The following is a 15,775-nucleotide window of genomic DNA, read 5'->3' as shown; positions in this document are numbered from 1 at the left end:
CTATCGGCAGCGACACCGCGGCGCGTCGCCGGCTGCGGGGCCCCCGGTTCCGGACGGTCGGTGTCCAGGCCCTGGATGCCCGGCGAACCGGTGGGATAAAGCCCACGTTCCGGGCACGCGACGGCGAAATTGTGAAATCCTAGTGGCAATGAGTCCTTCCACCATGCCTTCCACGACAGTCTCCCCGGGCCGCGCCCTGTGGCCCTGGTATGGCGCGCTGGTGTTGATCGCGGCAGCCTTCTGGGCGTGCTTCACCTTCTTCGTCAACACCAAATTGGGGCAGTGGATCGACGAGGCCGCACTGCTGGGCGGGGAGGCCTTCCTGGCGGCCGACAAGACCCGCGGCCCGGCCCTGGCCTTCCTGGACTACATGCCCGCGGCATCTGCGCTGGCGGCGGGCGCGTTCGTCCTTTTTGCCCTGGTTCGGCGGCGCGACTTCCTTCGCCCTGCGGTGGCCGGGGCACTGTTGCTGGGAGCCGCCGGCACCACCCAGCTGCTCAAGCACGTGGTGCTGGAGAGGCCCGACCTGAACATCTCGGCGGCGGCCATGAACTCGTTCCCTTCCGGGCACACCACCTTTGCCGCCGCCGCCATGGCCGCGATCTTCATCGTCACCCCGGACGCGCACCGGCCCCTGCTGGCCCTGCTCGGATGGGGGTATGCCGCGATTGCCGGGGCCTCGACCCTGGTGCTGGGCTGGCACCGCCCGAGCGACGTGATCGCCGCCTATCTGGTGGTGGCCTGGTGGTGCGTGCTGGCGGGATTGTTCCTGCGCCATGCGCACGGGAGTTCAGCGGCCCCCGGGAGCGGAGGCCATGGCCCGCGGCCCGCACCGGAAAGGTTCCTGCGGGTCCTCGCGAGCCTCGGCGCATTGGCCGTGGCAGGCTCCCTGGCCCTGGCGCTGGTGATGCCGCACCCGGCCATCGGGACCGTGGGAAACGGACCGCTATTGCTGTTTCTGGCGGTGGGCCTGGCCCTGGTGCTGGGTACGGCGATGGTTACCGGCCTGTTCGTGCACGTGCTGTTTGCCCGTTACGGGGCTCCCATTCGCCGGCGGTTTGTCCGCGGAATGAAGTAGCCGAAGATCCCCGCCCCCAGCAGTGCCACCCCGCCGATGGCCCAGACCCCGGCGCCCAACGTCGCCGTGGCCACGAGCGCCGAAAGCAGCACCGGCCCAGCCATCGCCCCGGAGTCGGACATCAATCGCCAAAGCCCCAGGAACTTGGCCCTGCCCGCCACCGGCGAATAATCGGCGCCCAGGGTCATCACGATTCCCGAACCGATGCCGTTGCCGAACCCCAACACCATGGCCACCGCCATCATGCTCGGCACGCTGTGGGTCAGCGGCAGCAGGAACAACGCCAGGGACATCACCACCATGCACGGCACCGCCACCCACACCCGTCCGCGCTTGTCCATGACCTTGCCGGCGGGGTAGAAGATGAGCATGTCAATGGCTCCGGAGACGCCGTAGACCAGGGAAATGGTGGCGGCGTCCAGCCCGATGTTCTCTCCCCACAGGGGAAGCACGACCTGTCGGGTGGAGCGCACCGCGGTAATGCACACGATGCCCAGCCCGATCCCCAGCAGTGTCCGCCACTGGTCCTTGGCGATGCTCCACATGGATCCGCCGGCGCGGCTTTGGCCGGCCTCCAGCGGTGCCCGCGATTCCAGGTCGGGGATCCGGAAACACACGATCATCGCAACCAGCATCGCGGCCATTCCCACCCAGTAGGCACCGGCGATCCCCAGCCACGTCATGGCCAGGGTTGCGGCAAAGGGCCCGATGAACACCCCGATGCGCATGACCCCGCCCAGGGTGGACATGGCCCTGGCCCTGAACGCCAGCGGGACGGCCTCGGCCAGGTAGCTCTGGCGGGCCAGGTTGAAGACGGCGCCGGCCATGCCCAGCATGGTGACGCCCACCGCAAAGAGCGCCAGGTTGGAGGGGACGATGCCCAGCACCATGCCCATCGAGGCCCAGGCGGCGGCCGCGACCATGGCCAGGCGTTCGCCGAATCGCGTCGTGAGCATGGCGGCCGGTACGTTGGAAATCAGCGAGCCGACGCCGACCAGGGTGACGATCAATGCCGCCGTGGCCAGATTGGCCCCGCGGTCCAGTGCTGACAGGGCAATGATGGGCGTCACCGCGCCCAGCCCCAGCCCGTAGAGCAGGGAGGGTGAGTACACCTTCACCGCGATCCGACGCAGGCTGAAGGGTTGCTCACTCATGCATTCATCCTACGCAACCGGTTATGGCAATAATTCACTCAGCCTTTGCAGGAAGATCGTCGACTGTTCAGGTCCGTACGGCAACAGCTCCAACTGGTAGGCGGTGGGGTCGAAGCTTCCGGCCGGCCAGGACGCCACGATTTGCTTCCCCTCCCGGATGGCGGCGAGCATTTCCCGGTGCTGGCGGCGAACGAAGTCCACGTCCACCACGTTGCCGTGCCCCGGGACGATCACCGTGTCCCGGCCGCATTGCTCCCCGAGCCTGCCCAGCAGGTCGGCCCAAAGAGCGGGGTCGGCGTCCTCGAAGTTTGGCGGGCCGCCTTCCTCGACCAGGTCCCCGGTGAACAGGATCCGGCCGCAGCGCACCAGCAGGTCCCCGGTCGTATGCCCGCTCCCCAGGCCAAAGAGCTCCATGTTGACGCCGCCGAGTTCGAGGACCTCACCGCTGTCGGCAACGATCCCGGAGGGGACGACGATTCCCGAATACGGACCCTGGCGCAGGGCCATTTCCGGTTCCAGGAACCGTACCAACTGGCGCTCCGCATCCCCGTGCCCGCGCAGGTGTTCCGCCGCGGCGGCAGTGGCGTGGAAGTCCTCCACGTCGTGGGCGGCGAAATACTTGTTTCCAAAGACGTGGTCGCCGTGGGCGTGGGTGTTGACCACCAGCAGGGGAAGGTGGGTGATCCGGCGAATTGCGGCGTACAGCCCCGCGGCCTCGCGTGGTCCGGAGCCGGTGTCGATGACCGCGGCCCGTTCCTCGCCCACGATGAGTCCGGAGTTCATGGAGAAACCCTGGTGGTGCATCCGCCAGCAGTGCGCGTCAAGTTGTTCAACGTGTGGCACCAGTTGCTGCATCATGGCGGGATCCCATTTCCTCGGTTCCGGTCTGCACCGGTGTAGCGGCGCTTAGCTCATTCTGCACGAAAACGCGCCGGGGCAAAATCAATTGCCCGGGGACCGCAGGCCGGTCCCCGGGCAATCGTGCCGCACCGCCAGGGAAGGGCAGGCGCTAGGGAACGGTGATCTTGATCTTGCCGAAGGGGACGGACTCATCGACGAAGGCCTGCTCGGAAACGCCGCCGAGTCCACGGATGTGGACCCCGTATTTACCCTCGGCGACCGATTCCCGGAAGATGGGCATGATCGTCTCGATGTGGAGTTCGTCCTTGCCTACAAGGTAGTGCTCGTATTCTGCAGGTAGCTTTTCCATGGCATCAGGATAGTGGGTCGGGGCCTCTTTCAATAGGGGTGGCGGAATCGCGAAGAAACACGTCATCCGGTGGATGCGCGCGGGCTCTGCCCGACTGCCACCGATACAGCGGTGCCCGCGGCGAGGGTTGGGGAGCAACCTGTCGCCGCGGGCACCGGTGGGCCGCGAGCCCGGGAACCGCTACAGGTCCGCGAGCACCGCGGCGGGGTTTTCCATCGCGTCCGCCACGAAGCGCAGGAACCCTGCGGCCGTGGCGCCGTCACAGACCCGGTGGTCGAAGGCCAGCGTCAATTCGGTGACCTTGCGCACCGCAAGCTCGCCGCCCACCACCCAGGGCTTGTCGATGATCCGCCCGACGCCCAGGATGGCCACCTCCGGGTAGTTGATGATGGCCGCGGAGCCGTCGACCCCGAAGACCCCGTAGTTGTTCAGGGTGAACGTGCCGCTGGTGAGTTCGGCAACGGTGGCCTTCCCGGAACGGGTGACCTCGGTGAGCCGGGCCAGCTCGGCATTCAGGCCGCGGGCGCTGAACTGCTGTGCGTTGCGGATGGCCGGCACCATGAGGCCGCGGTCGGTCTGCGCCGCGATGCCGAGGTTGATGCCGTCAAAGCCGATGATCTCGGCATCCCCTTGGGCGTTGTGTTCGATGCGGGTGTTCAGCGCCGGGTACTTTTGCAGCCCGGCGACCACGAAGCGGGCGATGAAGGCCAGGATGCCCGGGGTGTTCTCCGGGTCCGTGGATTTCATCGAGGCGCGCAGCGCCAACAGGTTGGTCGCATCCACGTCCACCCACACCGTCGCCTCGGGGATTTCGCTCCGGGACCTGGCCATGGCCTGGGCAATGGTCTTGCGCACGCCGCTGATCGGGGTCCTGGAGGCGATGGCCAGGCCCGAGCGCGCATCGAGTTCCCCCGGGGTCGCGGCGGTGGCAGGTGCCGACGCCTGGGCGGTTGCGGTGGCACCCGCCGGTTCCGGAGCCGAAACGGTGGCAGCCGCCGCCGTGCCCGCGGATGCCGCCTCGACATCCGAGCGCAAGACCAGGCCTCCGGGACCACTGCCCGTGACGGCGGCGATGTCGATGCCGCGATCCCTCGCCAGCTTGCGGACCAACGGGGAAATGACCAGCGGGGCGCGTCGGGGTTCGGCCGCGACGGTGCGTTGCGGCGCCGCGGGTGTTTCCGCACCGGAGCGCGGACGGCGCTTGCGCGCGGTGGCCGACAGACCATCGGGGGTCCCGTAGCCGATGAGCACGTTGCCCGAGCCCTGGCCGGCCGGGGCCTTGGTGCCTGCGCGCTCCTCTTCGCGGTAGCTTTGGGCCCTCTCGCGCACCGGCACCGTGGCCTGCGGTTGCGGCTTTGCGGCCGGCGCGGTCGCGCCTTCCTCGAGCACCGAGAACAGCGGGGAGTCCACCATGACCATCTGCCCGACGCTGCCGTGGAGTTCGTGCACGGTCCCGGCGTAGGGGCTTGGCACTTCCACCATGGACTTGGCGGTTTCGACCTCCGCCACGGGTTGGTCAATGACGATGGTGTCCCCGACGGCGACCAGCCACTTCACCAGCTCGGCCTCGGCCAGGCCCTCGCCCAGGTCCGGCAGCAAAAAGGTCTTCACGCTCATGCCCCTCCCTCCCATTGCAATGCGTCAACGGCATCCAGGATGCGGTCAACGGACGGCAGGTAGTACTTTTCGAGTTTCGGTGCCGGGTACGGGGTGTCGAACCCGGTCACGCGCAGCACCGGGGCCGCGAGCGAGTGGAAGCAGCGTTCCTGGATGCGGGCCACGATTTCACTGGAGACGGAGGCAAAGCCCGGCGCCTCGGCAATGACGACCGCCCGTCCGGTCTTGCGCACGGATTCGCAGATGGTCGCGTCGTCCAGCGGGACGATGGTGCGCACGTCGATGACCTCGAGGCTGCGGCCTTCCAGTGCGGCTGCCTCGGCCGCCGCCATGGCGGTGGAAACCGAGGGCCCGTAGGCGATCAGCGTGGCGTCGGTGCCGGAGCGCGCAATGGCCGCCCGGCCCTCGGTCGGCGGCACGGCGTCGGTCTCGTGCGAAATGCGCAGCGCGTCCAGGTCGACCTGTTCCTTGGTCCAGTACAGCTTCTTGGGTTCCATGAAGATGACCGGGTCCGGGGAGTCGATGGCCTCGCGGAGCATCAGGTAGGCGTCGGTGACGGTGGCCGGGGTGAAGACCTTCAGCCCCGGGGTATGCGCGTAGTAGCTTTCGGAGGAGTCGCAGTGGTGCTCCACTCCCCCGATGCCGCCGGCATACGGGATGCGGATGACCATCGGCAGCGGCATCCGGCCCTTGGTCCGGTTGTGCATCTTGGCCACGTGCGAGGCGATCTGCTCGAAGGCGGGGTAGGCGAAGGCGTCGAACTGCATCTCGATGACCGGGCGCATCCCGTTCATTGCCATGCCGATGGCCATGCCCACGATCCCGGATTCGGCCAGCGGCGTGTCGAAGCAGCGTCCGGTGCCGAAGCGCTTGGTCAGCCCGTCGGTGATGCGGAAGACCCCGCCGAGCACCCCCACGTCCTCGCCGAAGACCAGGACCGAGTCCTCGGCCGCCATGGAGTCGGCCAGGGCGGTGTTCAGGGCCTTGGCAAAGGTGACCGGCTGGGTGCCGGTGTCGGCGCTGCGCGCCGCTGCCGCGGCGGTTGCGGCACTGACATGGCCAGTTGCGGCCGATGACGTGGTTGCCGTGGGGCTCATTTTGCGTCCTCCTCGCGGGCGAGTTCGTCGGCCAGCAGGGCGGCCTGCTCGGCCAGTTGGGTGGTTTGGGTGGAGAAGACATGGGCGAAGAGATCGGCCGGGGCCGGGTTGTTTTCCGAGTTCATGCCGTCGCGCAGCGCCTGCGCCACGGCCTCCGCGCTGGCGGCGATCCGTGCCTCGGTGGCCTCCGGGAGCAGGCCGGCCTCCTGGAGGTAGCTGCGCATGCGGGTGACGGGGTCCTTGGCGATCCAGCCCTGGACCTCCGCATCGTCGCGGTAGCGGGTGGCGTCGTCGGCGTTGGTGTGCGCCTGCATCCGGTAGGTGTGGGCCTCGACCAGCAGCGGTCCGTTGCCCTCGCGGGCCAGCCGCACGGCGCGGCCCAGCACGGCCAGCAGGGCCACCAGGTCGTTGCCGTCAACGCGCTCGCCGGCCATGCCGTAGCCGACGGCCTTGTGTGCCAGGGACGGTGCAACCGATTGCTGGGAGAGCGGAACCGAGATCGCGTATTGGTTGTTCTGCACGAAGAAGATCACCGGCAGGTTGAAGACCGCGGCAAAGTTCAGCGCCTCGTGGAAGTCGCCCTCGGATGTGGCGCCGTCGCCGCACATGGCAAGCACCACGGTGTCCTCGCCGCGCAGCTTGGCCGCGTGGGCAACCCCCACCGCGTGCAGCAGCTGCGTGGTCAGCGGCGTGGACTGGATGGACACCTTGTACTGCTTGGGGTCGTATCCGCTGTGCCATTCGCCGCGGAACCCGGCCATCACCTCCATGGGCGCGACGCCCTTGGCCATGACGGCCACCGTGTCGCGGTAGGTGGGGAACATCCAGTCGTCTTCCCCCAGGCACAGCGCGGCCGCGACCTGGGCGGCCTCCTGTCCATGGCTGGAAGGGTAGACGGCCATGCGGCCCTGCCGCACCAGGGCGGAGTTCTGGTCGTTGACGCGGCGCCCGATGACCAGCTGCTCGTAGGCATCCACCAGTGCCCTGGGGCTGGGCAGCGGGTACTCGTGCCCGGGTTCGGCGCCCTGCTCGCCTGCGGGGTGAAGCTTGCCGTTGATGTCAAGCATGTGGATTTCGGTCCGGGCCGGAAGCATGTAGTCCTCGGGCGTAATCCCGAACTTGCTGCTCACCTGCTCAATGGCTTCGCGCGCTTCTGTGTTTGTCACGGTTCACGCCTTTCTCCTGTGCGGTGGGACGCAACCGTCCCGGTGGCCCGTCATTGCGTCAGTTCTTGCCTTAAGTATCGTTATTTTCGATGAAATGTATCCAGCATCTTGGAATATTCTGGAAAACTGCGCATAGGATCGATATTCTTGGAGACGGTTTGAAAGTGTGACCGTCGCTACATCGTGGTTTTTGGACAAAGTGGAAAGAGGCATTTGATGGAGACTCCCCCGGTTCGGCTGGACGAGGTGGATCGGCGCATCCTGGAGGAGCTCACCAAGGACGGGCGCCAGTCGGTGACCACCGTCGCGCAAAAGGTCCACGTGTCCCGTGCGCACGCCTATTCGAGGATCAATCGCCTGCAGGACGAGGGCGTCATCACCCGCTACACCGCGGTCGTCGATCCGCTTCGTGCGGGCCTGAGGGCCAGCGCCTACGTGACCCTGAAACTTCGCCAACACTCCTGGCGGGAAATGCGCGAACGCCTCTCGGCGATGCCCGAGGTCCACCACATCGGCCTGGTCGGCGGAAACTTCGACGTGATCCTGTTGGTGCGGGCGCGCGACAACGTCGATCTGCGCAGGGTGGTCTTCGACCAGTTGCAGTCCATGCCGGGGGTTCTCGACACCCAGACATTCCTGGTCTTCGAGGACGTCGACACGCGCTGAGCCGGTCCTGGCCCATGGCCTCAGGGCGCCGGCCGCATCAAACCCCGCGCCGCGGTGGTACGTTCGAGAGGTCAGTTGTGCCCGGCGCAGCGCAGCGGGATGCAGCCTTGCGGTCGGAACCTTTCCCGCCAAGGAGTGCGTCGTGCCCAGTCTCGCCAGCCGGATGATGCCGCCGTTATTGACCGCGCTCGGCTACCGGCGTCGCTTCGCCAGTGCCCAGGCGACCGAGGATCTTGTTGCCGCACGAAATTTGCGTCCCCGCACCTACGGGCCCCCGCGGCTGCTGCGCCGGGGCGTGAGTGTGAGTGTCGAGGACGAGGGCGGCTGGCCCCTCTACGAGATCGTGCCCTCAAGCGGGCTTCCGCGCGGACAGATCGTCTACGTCCATGGCGGGGCGTGGATCAACCAGATAGCACTCCAGCATTGGCAGCTGGTCGCCGAGCTGGCTGTCACCACCGGGTCCCGGGTGTTGGTCCCCATCTATCCCCTGGCCCCGCGGGGCACGGCCGCGACGGTGGTCCCGCGCGTCGCTGACCTGCTCGGGCGTCTTGCCAGCGAGCACGGGGCCGAGAACGTGTCGGTCGTCGGCGACTCGGCGGGAGGCCAAATCGCACTCGCCGCCGCCCAGCTGGCCCGCGACGCACACCTGGCGCTCGCCCACACGGTGCTGATCGCACCCGCCCTGGACCTGAACCTTGACAATCCGGTGATCGACGAGCTCGAACCCAACGATCCGTGGCTGGTCAGGCCCGGCTTGCGGGCCGCCGTGGAACTTTGGCGCGGCGACCTGCCGCTGGACAGCCCCCTCGTGTCCCCGCTGTTCGGCCAGATGGCCGGGCTCGGTCCGCTCGCCGTGTTCGCAGGCACCCGCGACATCACCCATCCGGACTGCGAGCTCCTGGTATCCAAGGCCCGCTCGGCAGGCGTGAACACCGAGTTCCACCAGGCGCCGGGCATGGTCCACGTCTACCCGCTGCTGCCCATCCCGGAGGGGCGGCAGGCTCGCCGGACCATGGCGCGCATTCTGCGCGGCGAGCCGAGAATTTCGGCCGCCGCGCCGGGCACTCGGCCGACCCGCTGAGGCCTGGATCCACGCCGTCATGTTCGCCCGGAGCCGCGCTGGCCGGGAACGTGCCCGCGAGCCGCGCGCGTCCGGGGCCGGCGCCCTCGGCCGGATGACGAATCCCCTCGGGTAGCATCGGGTTCACGATGCCCGTGAACGAAAGCGCGGAACCCATGAGCCAGAGGCAAGCCCCGGGACTGCCGGCGAAGACGCCGCCCCGGCTGCGGGACAGACCCGGATTTGGAACGCTGATGGTTTCCGTGGCCTTCGGGGCGATCTCCACCGGGATCCTGAATGTGGCCAATGACCTGGTCGCGATCTACGCCCTCGATGCGAACGCCACCCAAATCGGGTTCCTCAATGCCGCCGAATCCGTGGCATTCCTGTTCCTGGCCATCCCCGCGGGCATCATGCTCGATCGCGTGAACCGGGTCAAGACCATGTTCTGGGCTCAACTGGCGGCGGGCTCGGCGATCCTTTCGGTCCCTTTGGCCTGGTCGCTGGGTCTTCTGGGCTATCCGCAGCTGGTGGTGGTTTCCTTCCTGGTGGGAGCCGCCGGCATGGTGTGGGGCATGGGGGCGGGCTCGGCGTTACCGGCCATCGTCGGGCGCGACCTGGTTTCCGCGGCGTTTGCCCGCAAGGAAACCGTCGATACCTCTGCCGGCATCATCTCACCCGGCCTGGCAGGACCCCTGGTCGCCGTCATCTCCGCGCCCTTCACCCTCCTCGTGGCCGGGACGGCGAACCTGCTCGCCGCAGCAACCCTGCTGTGGGGCCTCCGCACGGCGGCAAAGTCCGCCGCTCCCCCGGGGGAAGCGACACCACGGATCGGCTTCCGGCAGTCATTTGGGGAGGGCCTCCGATTCACGCTCAAGCACTCCGCCATCCGAGCCCTGGTTTCCTCCTCGGCGATCACCAACATGGGCCTGGCCTTTGGTTCCGCCGTGGAAACCCTCTACTTCGTCAAGGTCCTGGGCTTCACGCCCCAGGCCATCGGGCTGGTCATCTCGATGATCGCTGTTGGGGGGCTGTGTGGTTCATTGGCGGTTCCCGCCTTGGTGGCCAGGCTGGGCGAAACCCGGCTCCTCGCGTACTCCGCTCTTTTCCTGCCGCTCTCGGTCGTGTTGGTTCCGTTGGCGGGCAACCTAACCGCCGGCTCGCTCATCGTGGTGATCGCCCATTCGGTGCTGTACAACGCGCTCATGGTGTCCTACAACGCCACTGCCTACGGGCTTCTGGCCAGGGCGACACCCGACACCATGATGGGTCGGCAGCAAGGATTCCGGTTGGTGTTCACGATGGGTCCGGTTCCCTTGCTGGGAATCATTGGCGGCTTGGCCGGCGATGCGCTGGGCCTGCAGCCGGTCATGTGGATATGGGTGGGCGTGACGGCGTGCGCGGGGTTGCCGCTGTTGTCGTTCTGGACGGCAACGGGCAGGCGGCGCCATGAATCGGCCTAGCCAAAAGCATGTTGACTTCAGTGGTTTAAGGACGCGGCTCGGATCGGCACGTTCGTCCCCGGCACACCCCCCGGTTCGCCAAACACCCACAGCAGGATTTCCACCCCGAACGTGATCGTGATCCACCTGGCGGAACGTTGCGCCGGGATGCGGGCCGGACCCCGCACGTGCGAACGGGCCCCCGCCAGAGACGGGGGCACCGCTTCATCGCGGGCACTGGTCGCTAGCCCTTGAAGACCGGCTTCCGCTTTTCCTGGAACGCCAGGAACCCCTCGGCATAGTCCTCCGTCGCGCACAGGTCCGCCTGGGCCTGGTTCTCATTGGCCATCGAGTCCCACAAACCCAGGCGCTGGTCGCGGATCTCGGCCACGAGTTCCTTGGAGGCCCGGAACGCACCGGTTGCCCCGGAGGCGACCTTGGCGACGATGCCGCGCGTGGTCTCCAGCAAATCGTCTGCAGGCATGGCCCGGGAGAAGAGCCCGGAGGCCACCGCGTCGGCGCCGCTGATCAGCTCGGCGGTGTAGATCATATCCAGCGTTCGGTGGGTGCCCAGTCGTTCGGTGAACAGCCAGTGCCCGCCCGAGTCGAGCGTCGCTCCGAGGTTGGCGAAGGGCGAACCGATCTTCGCGTTCTGCGCCACGTACACCACATCCGTGGCGATCGCCAGGCCCAGCCCGACCCCGAGGCACGCGCCCTGCACGGCGGCGAAGGTTGGCGCCGGGAACGAGGACATCTTGGCCAGCAAGGGCTGCACCTTGCCGCCGAGGTATCCCAGGACGTCGTCGTCGGCCGGGACCACCCCGGAGATGTCGCGTCCGGCGCAGAAGCCGCGGCCCTCGCCGCGCAGCAGCAGGGCCCGGACCTGTCCGGTTTCGACTCCCGCGGCGGCCTGGTCGTAGGCCGCGCCCAGCTCATCGAGGGCTGCCTCGTTCAGCGAGTTCATCTTCTCCGGGGCGTTGAGCACGATTTCTGCCACGCCGTCGGTGATGTTCAGTTCAATCATGTTGGTCCGTGTCCCTCCGGTTATGGTCCTACGCCAAGGATCCACCCGCTCCCGCGGATGGATCCTTGCCGGTGTGGTTGGTGCCTAGGCGTCGTAGTCGACCAGGACGCGTTCGGTGGTGGGGCGCGACTGGCAGGTCAGCACGTAGCCCCGCTCGATCTCGTCCGGCTCCAGCGCGTAGTTCTCGTCCATGTCCACGCTACCCTCGACGACCTTGGCACGGCAGGTGCCGCAGACCCCGCCGGCACAAGCGAACGGGACGTCCGGGCGGACGCGCAGCGCGGCGTTCAGGATGGTCTCGCGGGCGTTGACGGGGCTCTTGACCTCGCCCTGCAGGCCGTCGAGCTTGAACGCGATCTGGTAGGTCTCGTCGGACTCGTCGATCACGACGGGGCGGCCGATGTTTCCCTCGGGACGCGTCGGCTCCCCGGTGGTGAACAGCTCGTAGCGGACCTTCTCGGCCGGGACGCCCTGTGCGGCGAGGTTGTCGCGCACCAGCTGGACCAGTTCGAAGGGGCCGCAGAGGAACCATTCATCGACCTGGTCGGTGCGGATGACCGAGCCCAGCAGCTTGTTCAGCTTTTCGGCGTCGATGCGGCCCGAGAGCAGCGGGGAGATGCGCTGTTCGCGGCTCAGCACGTGGTGCAGGGCGAAGCGGGCCGGATAGCGGTCCTTGAGGTCCGCCAGTTCCTCCAGGAACATCACATCCATGGCGGCCTTGTTGGCGTAGACGAGGTCGAAGTGCACGTTCTCGTTGGCTGCCAGCACCGTGCGGGCGATGGCCATGACCGGGGTGATGCCCGATCCAGCGGCCACGGCCACGAAGGTGTCCTCGGTTTCGACGTCGATGTCCTCGGGGTCGTTCATCCCGTTCATCTTGTGCTTGGAGATGAAGCCGCCGGTGGGGCTCATGACGTCCATGGTGTCCCCGGCACGCAGCGACTCGTTGGCCCAGGTGGAGAAGATGCCGCCGATGTCGCGCTTGATGGCGACGCGGATTTCCCCGGCGGTGGGCTCGGCGCAGATGGAGTAGCTGCGGCGCAGCTCCACGAGGTTGCCCTCGGCATCCTCCAGTTCCTTGCGCAGTGCCACGTACTGGCCGGGCAGGTAGTCGTACTGGCCGGCGAGGTCCGCGGGGACCTCGAAGGTGACCTCGATGGCGTCGGCGGTGAGCCGGCGGACCTCGGAAACCGTGAGGGTGTGGAACGTGGTCCGGCGACGGCCCGGGACCTCGGGGTCAACGCCGTCGTTGGCCGGCAGGGCAGCAGTCGTGTCTGTCATGAGAGCACCTTGAAGTAGTCGAAGGGTTCCAGGCAGTCCTTGCATTGGTACATGGACTTGCACGAGGTGGAACCGAAGCGGGAAAGTTCCTTGGTATTCAGCGAGTGGCATTGCGGGCACTTCACGCCCAGGCCCAGGGTCACCGGCCCGCGGTGGCCGGTGCCCGTGGGCGGGGCAATGCCGTAGGCCTGGAGCTTGGCCTTGCCGGACTCGGTCATCCAGTCGGTGCTCCAGGCAGGGGAAAGGACCAGGTTGACCCGGACATCCGGGTACCCGGACGCCCGGAAGACGGTCCCCAGGTCCTCGGTGATTGCGTCCATCGCCGGGCATCCCGAGTACGTGGGGGTGATGGTGACAACCACGGTGTCGCCCTGAAGCTCCACGTCCCGCAGGATCCCCAGGTCCGCGATGGTGAGCACCGGGATCTCGGGGTCGGTCACGCGTGCGGCGATCTCGCGCAGCTCGGTGATGGTGGCAATCATTTTCTTTCGTCCTTTGCTTACCAGGTGGCGCCGGGGTGCTTGCGCGCCAACACCTGCATCTCGGCCAGAATGAAGCCGAGGTGCTCGGAGTGCTCGCCGCGCCGTCCGCGGGCCATCGCGAACGGAACGGTCGGAACCGCCAGTTCGGCGTCGTGCAGCACGGCGGTGAATTCCTCTTCCCAGGCCGCGCGCAGCGAGGAGGGGGCCACAGCGACGTCGCCCAGGGCGGCGTGCAGTTCCTCGTCCTCGAACATCTCCCCGACGTAGGGCCAGAGGATGTCCAGGGCGTGGCGCATCCGGCGCGCCGATTCCTCGGTGCCGATGCCCAGGCGCAGCGTCCAGGCGATGGCGTGGTCGCGGTGGTAGTCGACCTCCTTGACGGCCTTGGCGGAAATTGCCGCGATGGTCGCGTCGCCCGAGTCCAGCAGCGCGGTGTAGAGCAGGTGCTGGTAGATGGAGATGATCAGCTGGCGCACGATGGTCACGCCGAAGTCGCCGTTGGGCTGTTCGACGATGTGCAGCGAGCGGAAGTCCTCTTCCTCGCGCCAGTAGGCCAGGTCGTCCTCGGTCTTGTCCCAGGCCTTGGCGGCGTAGGAGAGGAAGGAGCGGGCGTGGCCCAGCTGGTCCAGGGCGATGTTGCCCAGGGCGATGTCTTCCTCGATCTCCGGACCGCGCGAGATCCAGTGCGAGAGGCGCTGGGCCAGGATCAGGGCGTCGTCGCCCAGGCGCAGGGCGTATTCGGCGACCTGCTCGCTGGGCTTCTCCTGCGCGATGGCGATGTCCTCGGGGCGCAGCGCGTTGCCCGGGGTGACGCGGGTGGCCGAGGCCGTCGAGTCGCCGAAGCTGTCCAGGGAATGGTCGATGTTGTGTGCGCTCACAGGTGCTTCACGCCCTCGGACTTGGTGTAGTAGGTGGCGTGGCGGTAGTCCTTGCCCTGCGGGGATTCGAAGTACATGCCCTTGGCATCGGGGTCCGAGGCGATGATGTCGCTGCTGGCCACGACCCAGAGGGACACGCCCTCGTTGCGTCGGGTGTACAGGTCGCGGGCGTTCTTCAGCGCCATCTCCGCATCCGGTGCGTGCAGGGAGCCGGCGTGGACGTGGGAGAGCCCGCGGGAGGAGCGGACGAATACTTCCCAGAGCGGCCAGGTGCCTTCTGATTCGGTCATGATTTATGCAACCTCGGTCTTTCGAGCCATCTTTGCCGCGTATGCCGCGGCAGCTTCGCGCACCCAGGCGCCTTCATTGTGTGCATCGCGGCGGCGCTGGAGGCGCTGCGCGTTGCAGGGCCCGTTGCCGGCGATGACTGCCTTGAACTCGACCCAGTCCAGGTCCATGTGCTTCCAGGTCCCGGATTCCTCGTCGAAGCGCAGCTCCGGGTCCGGCAGGGTCAGGCCCAGGATCTTGACCTGTTCGACGATCATGCCGACGAAGCGCTGGCGCAATTCGTCGTTGGAGAACCGCTTGATCTTCCACGCGGTTGACTGGCCCGAGTTCGGGGAGTCGGAGTCCGGCGGGCCGAACATCATCAGCGAGGGTGCGTAGAAGCGGTTGATGGCGTCCTGTGCCATCTTCTTCTGCGCCTCGGTGCCGTTGGCCAGCTCCAGCAGGATCTCAAAGCCCTGGCGCTGGTGGAAGGATTCCTCCTTGCAGATGCGCACCATGGCCCGGCCGTAGGGGCCGTAGGAGGCGCGGCACAACGGGACCTGGTTGGCGATGGCCGCGCCGTCGACCAGCCAGCCGATCGCGCCCATGTCCGCCCAGGAGCGTGCCGGGTAGTTGAAGATCGAGGAGTACTTGGCCTTGCCCGTCATCAACTGGTCGTTGAGCACATCGCGCGGGGTGCCGAGGGTCTCGGTGCCCGAGTACAGGTAGAGGCCGTGGCCGGCCTCGTCCTGCACCTTGGCCATGAGGATGGCCTTGCGCTTCAGGGACGGGGCCCGGGTGATCCAGTTGGCCTCGGGCTGCATGCCGATGATTTCGGAGTGCGCGTGCTGGGACATCTGCCGCGTCAGGGTCCTGCGGTATGCCTCGGGCATCCAGTCGCGCGGTTCGATGCGTGAATCCTCGGCAATGATCGCGTTGAAGCGATCCTGCCCTGCTTGCTCCTCAGGAGAAAGTACCGCGGATAGCGATCCGCCGCTTTCTTGCTGTGCAGCCATAGTGCTCACCTCACTGTGACAAAAAGATTATTTACTGACCGTTCGTTCAGGATATGCGGACGATCACCTTTTCGTCAATCTCCGCGCCCTGCGCAAGCGCCCGGCGCGGCACCGCGGATTGCCCGGGCGCACCCCCTCCCCCCGCGCGGACGCCGAACCGCGGCGGCGGTCGAACCCCACTCGCCCCCCCCCGAACGCCGCACCCCGTCCTGCACGAGGCAGGACGGACCGAAAATCGGCTTTTTCGCGGGCGGCACCGCGTTTCCGACCGGCGGCATGTTTGTGACGCCGCACGTCTTCCTCGCCCCCTGGTCCGTCATGCAACGCAATAAAAGGC

Annotated in this window: 16 protein-coding genes; 4 read left to right on the top strand and 12 right to left on the bottom strand. The window is 67.3% G+C overall.

Annotation, left to right across the window (positions count from 1 at the left end; translation table 11 throughout):
- Positions 1–163: 163 nt before the first annotated feature.
- Complete coding sequence (locus KRR55_RS12040) at positions 164–1,078, top strand: phosphatase PAP2 family protein (RefSeq protein WP_217389341.1); 915 nt, start codon at positions 164–166, stop codon at positions 1,076–1,078.
- On the opposite strand, the gene KRR55_RS12035 is transcribed toward KRR55_RS12040, so the two are convergent.
- From KRR55_RS12035 to KRR55_RS12010, 6 genes are all read right to left on the bottom strand, one after another.
- Complete coding sequence (locus tag KRR55_RS12035; RefSeq protein ID WP_217389340.1) at positions 1,033–2,232, bottom strand: MFS transporter; 1,200 nt, start codon at positions 2,230–2,232, stop codon at positions 1,033–1,035. The genes KRR55_RS12040 and KRR55_RS12035 overlap by 46 nt on opposite strands.
- A 21-nt stretch (positions 2,233–2,253) precedes the next feature.
- Positions 2,254–3,090, bottom strand: a complete 837-nt coding sequence (locus tag KRR55_RS12030) for an MBL fold metallo-hydrolase (protein ID WP_217389339.1) — start codon at positions 3,088–3,090, stop codon at positions 2,254–2,256.
- A 151-nt stretch (positions 3,091–3,241) separates the two neighbouring features.
- Positions 3,242–3,442 (bottom strand): hypothetical protein, encoded by a 201-nt coding sequence (locus KRR55_RS12025; protein WP_217389338.1) that lies wholly within the window; start codon positions 3,440–3,442, stop codon positions 3,242–3,244.
- 180 nt (positions 3,443–3,622) lie between these two features.
- Entirely contained in the window at positions 3,623–5,059 is a 1,437-nt protein-coding gene (locus tag KRR55_RS12020; RefSeq protein ID WP_217389337.1) for a dihydrolipoamide acetyltransferase family protein, read from the bottom strand.
- On the bottom strand, positions 5,056–6,156 hold the full coding sequence (locus KRR55_RS12015; RefSeq protein WP_217389336.1) for an alpha-ketoacid dehydrogenase subunit beta: 1,101 nt from the start codon (positions 6,154–6,156) through the stop codon (positions 5,056–5,058). The genes KRR55_RS12020 and KRR55_RS12015 overlap by 4 nt, the downstream gene beginning before the upstream one ends.
- Positions 6,153–7,322 (bottom strand): thiamine pyrophosphate-dependent enzyme, encoded by a 1,170-nt coding sequence (locus KRR55_RS12010; protein WP_336245106.1) that lies wholly within the window; start codon positions 7,320–7,322, stop codon positions 6,153–6,155. Before KRR55_RS12010 ends, KRR55_RS12015 begins: the two co-directional genes overlap by 4 nt.
- Positions 7,323–7,538: 216 nt before the next feature.
- Here KRR55_RS12010 and KRR55_RS12005 point away from each other — a divergent pair, with 216 nt between their 5' ends.
- From KRR55_RS12005 to KRR55_RS11995, 3 genes are all read left to right on the top strand, one after another.
- Positions 7,539–7,988 (top strand): Lrp/AsnC family transcriptional regulator, encoded by a 450-nt coding sequence (locus tag KRR55_RS12005; protein WP_217389335.1) that lies wholly within the window; start codon positions 7,539–7,541, stop codon positions 7,986–7,988.
- Positions 7,989–8,130: 142 nt separating this feature from the next.
- The gene (locus tag KRR55_RS12000) at positions 8,131–9,069 is read left to right on the top strand and encodes an alpha/beta hydrolase (RefSeq protein WP_336245105.1); all 939 of its coding nucleotides are present in this window, start codon (positions 8,131–8,133) and stop codon (positions 9,067–9,069) included.
- A 155-nt stretch (positions 9,070–9,224) separates the two neighbouring features.
- Complete coding sequence (locus KRR55_RS11995; RefSeq protein WP_217389334.1) at positions 9,225–10,511, top strand: MFS transporter; 1,287 nt, start codon at positions 9,225–9,227, stop codon at positions 10,509–10,511.
- A gap of 223 nt (positions 10,512–10,734) precedes the next feature.
- Here the strand turns inward: KRR55_RS11995 and KRR55_RS11990 are convergent, their stop codons facing one another.
- The 6 genes from KRR55_RS11990 to paaA all read right to left on the bottom strand — a co-directional run bounded on the left by KRR55_RS11990 (position 10,735) and on the right by paaA (position 15,438).
- Positions 10,735–11,514: an enoyl-CoA hydratase/isomerase family protein gene (locus KRR55_RS11990; protein WP_217389333.1), complete on the bottom strand. Its 780-nt coding sequence runs from the start codon at positions 11,512–11,514 to the stop codon at positions 10,735–10,737.
- Between the two features lie 84 nt (positions 11,515–11,598).
- On the bottom strand, positions 11,599–12,795 hold the full coding sequence (gene paaE / locus KRR55_RS11985) for a 1,2-phenylacetyl-CoA epoxidase subunit PaaE (protein WP_217389332.1): 1,197 nt from the start codon (positions 12,793–12,795) through the stop codon (positions 11,599–11,601).
- The gene (gene paaD, locus KRR55_RS11980; protein WP_217389331.1) at positions 12,792–13,277 is read right to left on the bottom strand and encodes a 1,2-phenylacetyl-CoA epoxidase subunit PaaD; all 486 of its coding nucleotides are present in this window, start codon (positions 13,275–13,277) and stop codon (positions 12,792–12,794) included. Before paaD ends, paaE begins: the two co-directional genes overlap by 4 nt.
- 17 nt (positions 13,278–13,294) lie before the next feature.
- Complete coding sequence (gene paaC / locus KRR55_RS11975; protein WP_217389330.1) at positions 13,295–14,155, bottom strand: 1,2-phenylacetyl-CoA epoxidase subunit PaaC; 861 nt, start codon at positions 14,153–14,155, stop codon at positions 13,295–13,297.
- Complete coding sequence (paaB, locus tag KRR55_RS11970; RefSeq protein WP_217389329.1) at positions 14,152–14,445, bottom strand: 1,2-phenylacetyl-CoA epoxidase subunit PaaB; 294 nt, start codon at positions 14,443–14,445, stop codon at positions 14,152–14,154. Before paaB ends, paaC begins: the two co-directional genes overlap by 4 nt.
- Before the next feature lie 3 nt (positions 14,446–14,448).
- Positions 14,449–15,438 (bottom strand): 1,2-phenylacetyl-CoA epoxidase subunit PaaA, encoded by a 990-nt coding sequence (gene paaA / locus KRR55_RS11965; protein WP_217389328.1) that lies wholly within the window; start codon positions 15,436–15,438, stop codon positions 14,449–14,451.
- Positions 15,439–15,775 lie beyond the last annotated feature (337 nt).

The organism is Paeniglutamicibacter quisquiliarum (assembly GCF_019084045.1).
In the GTDB taxonomy this organism is placed as follows: domain Bacteria; phylum Actinomycetota; class Actinomycetes; order Actinomycetales; family Micrococcaceae; genus Paeniglutamicibacter; species Paeniglutamicibacter quisquiliarum.
This window is presented reverse-complemented; position numbering and strand designations above follow the sequence as displayed.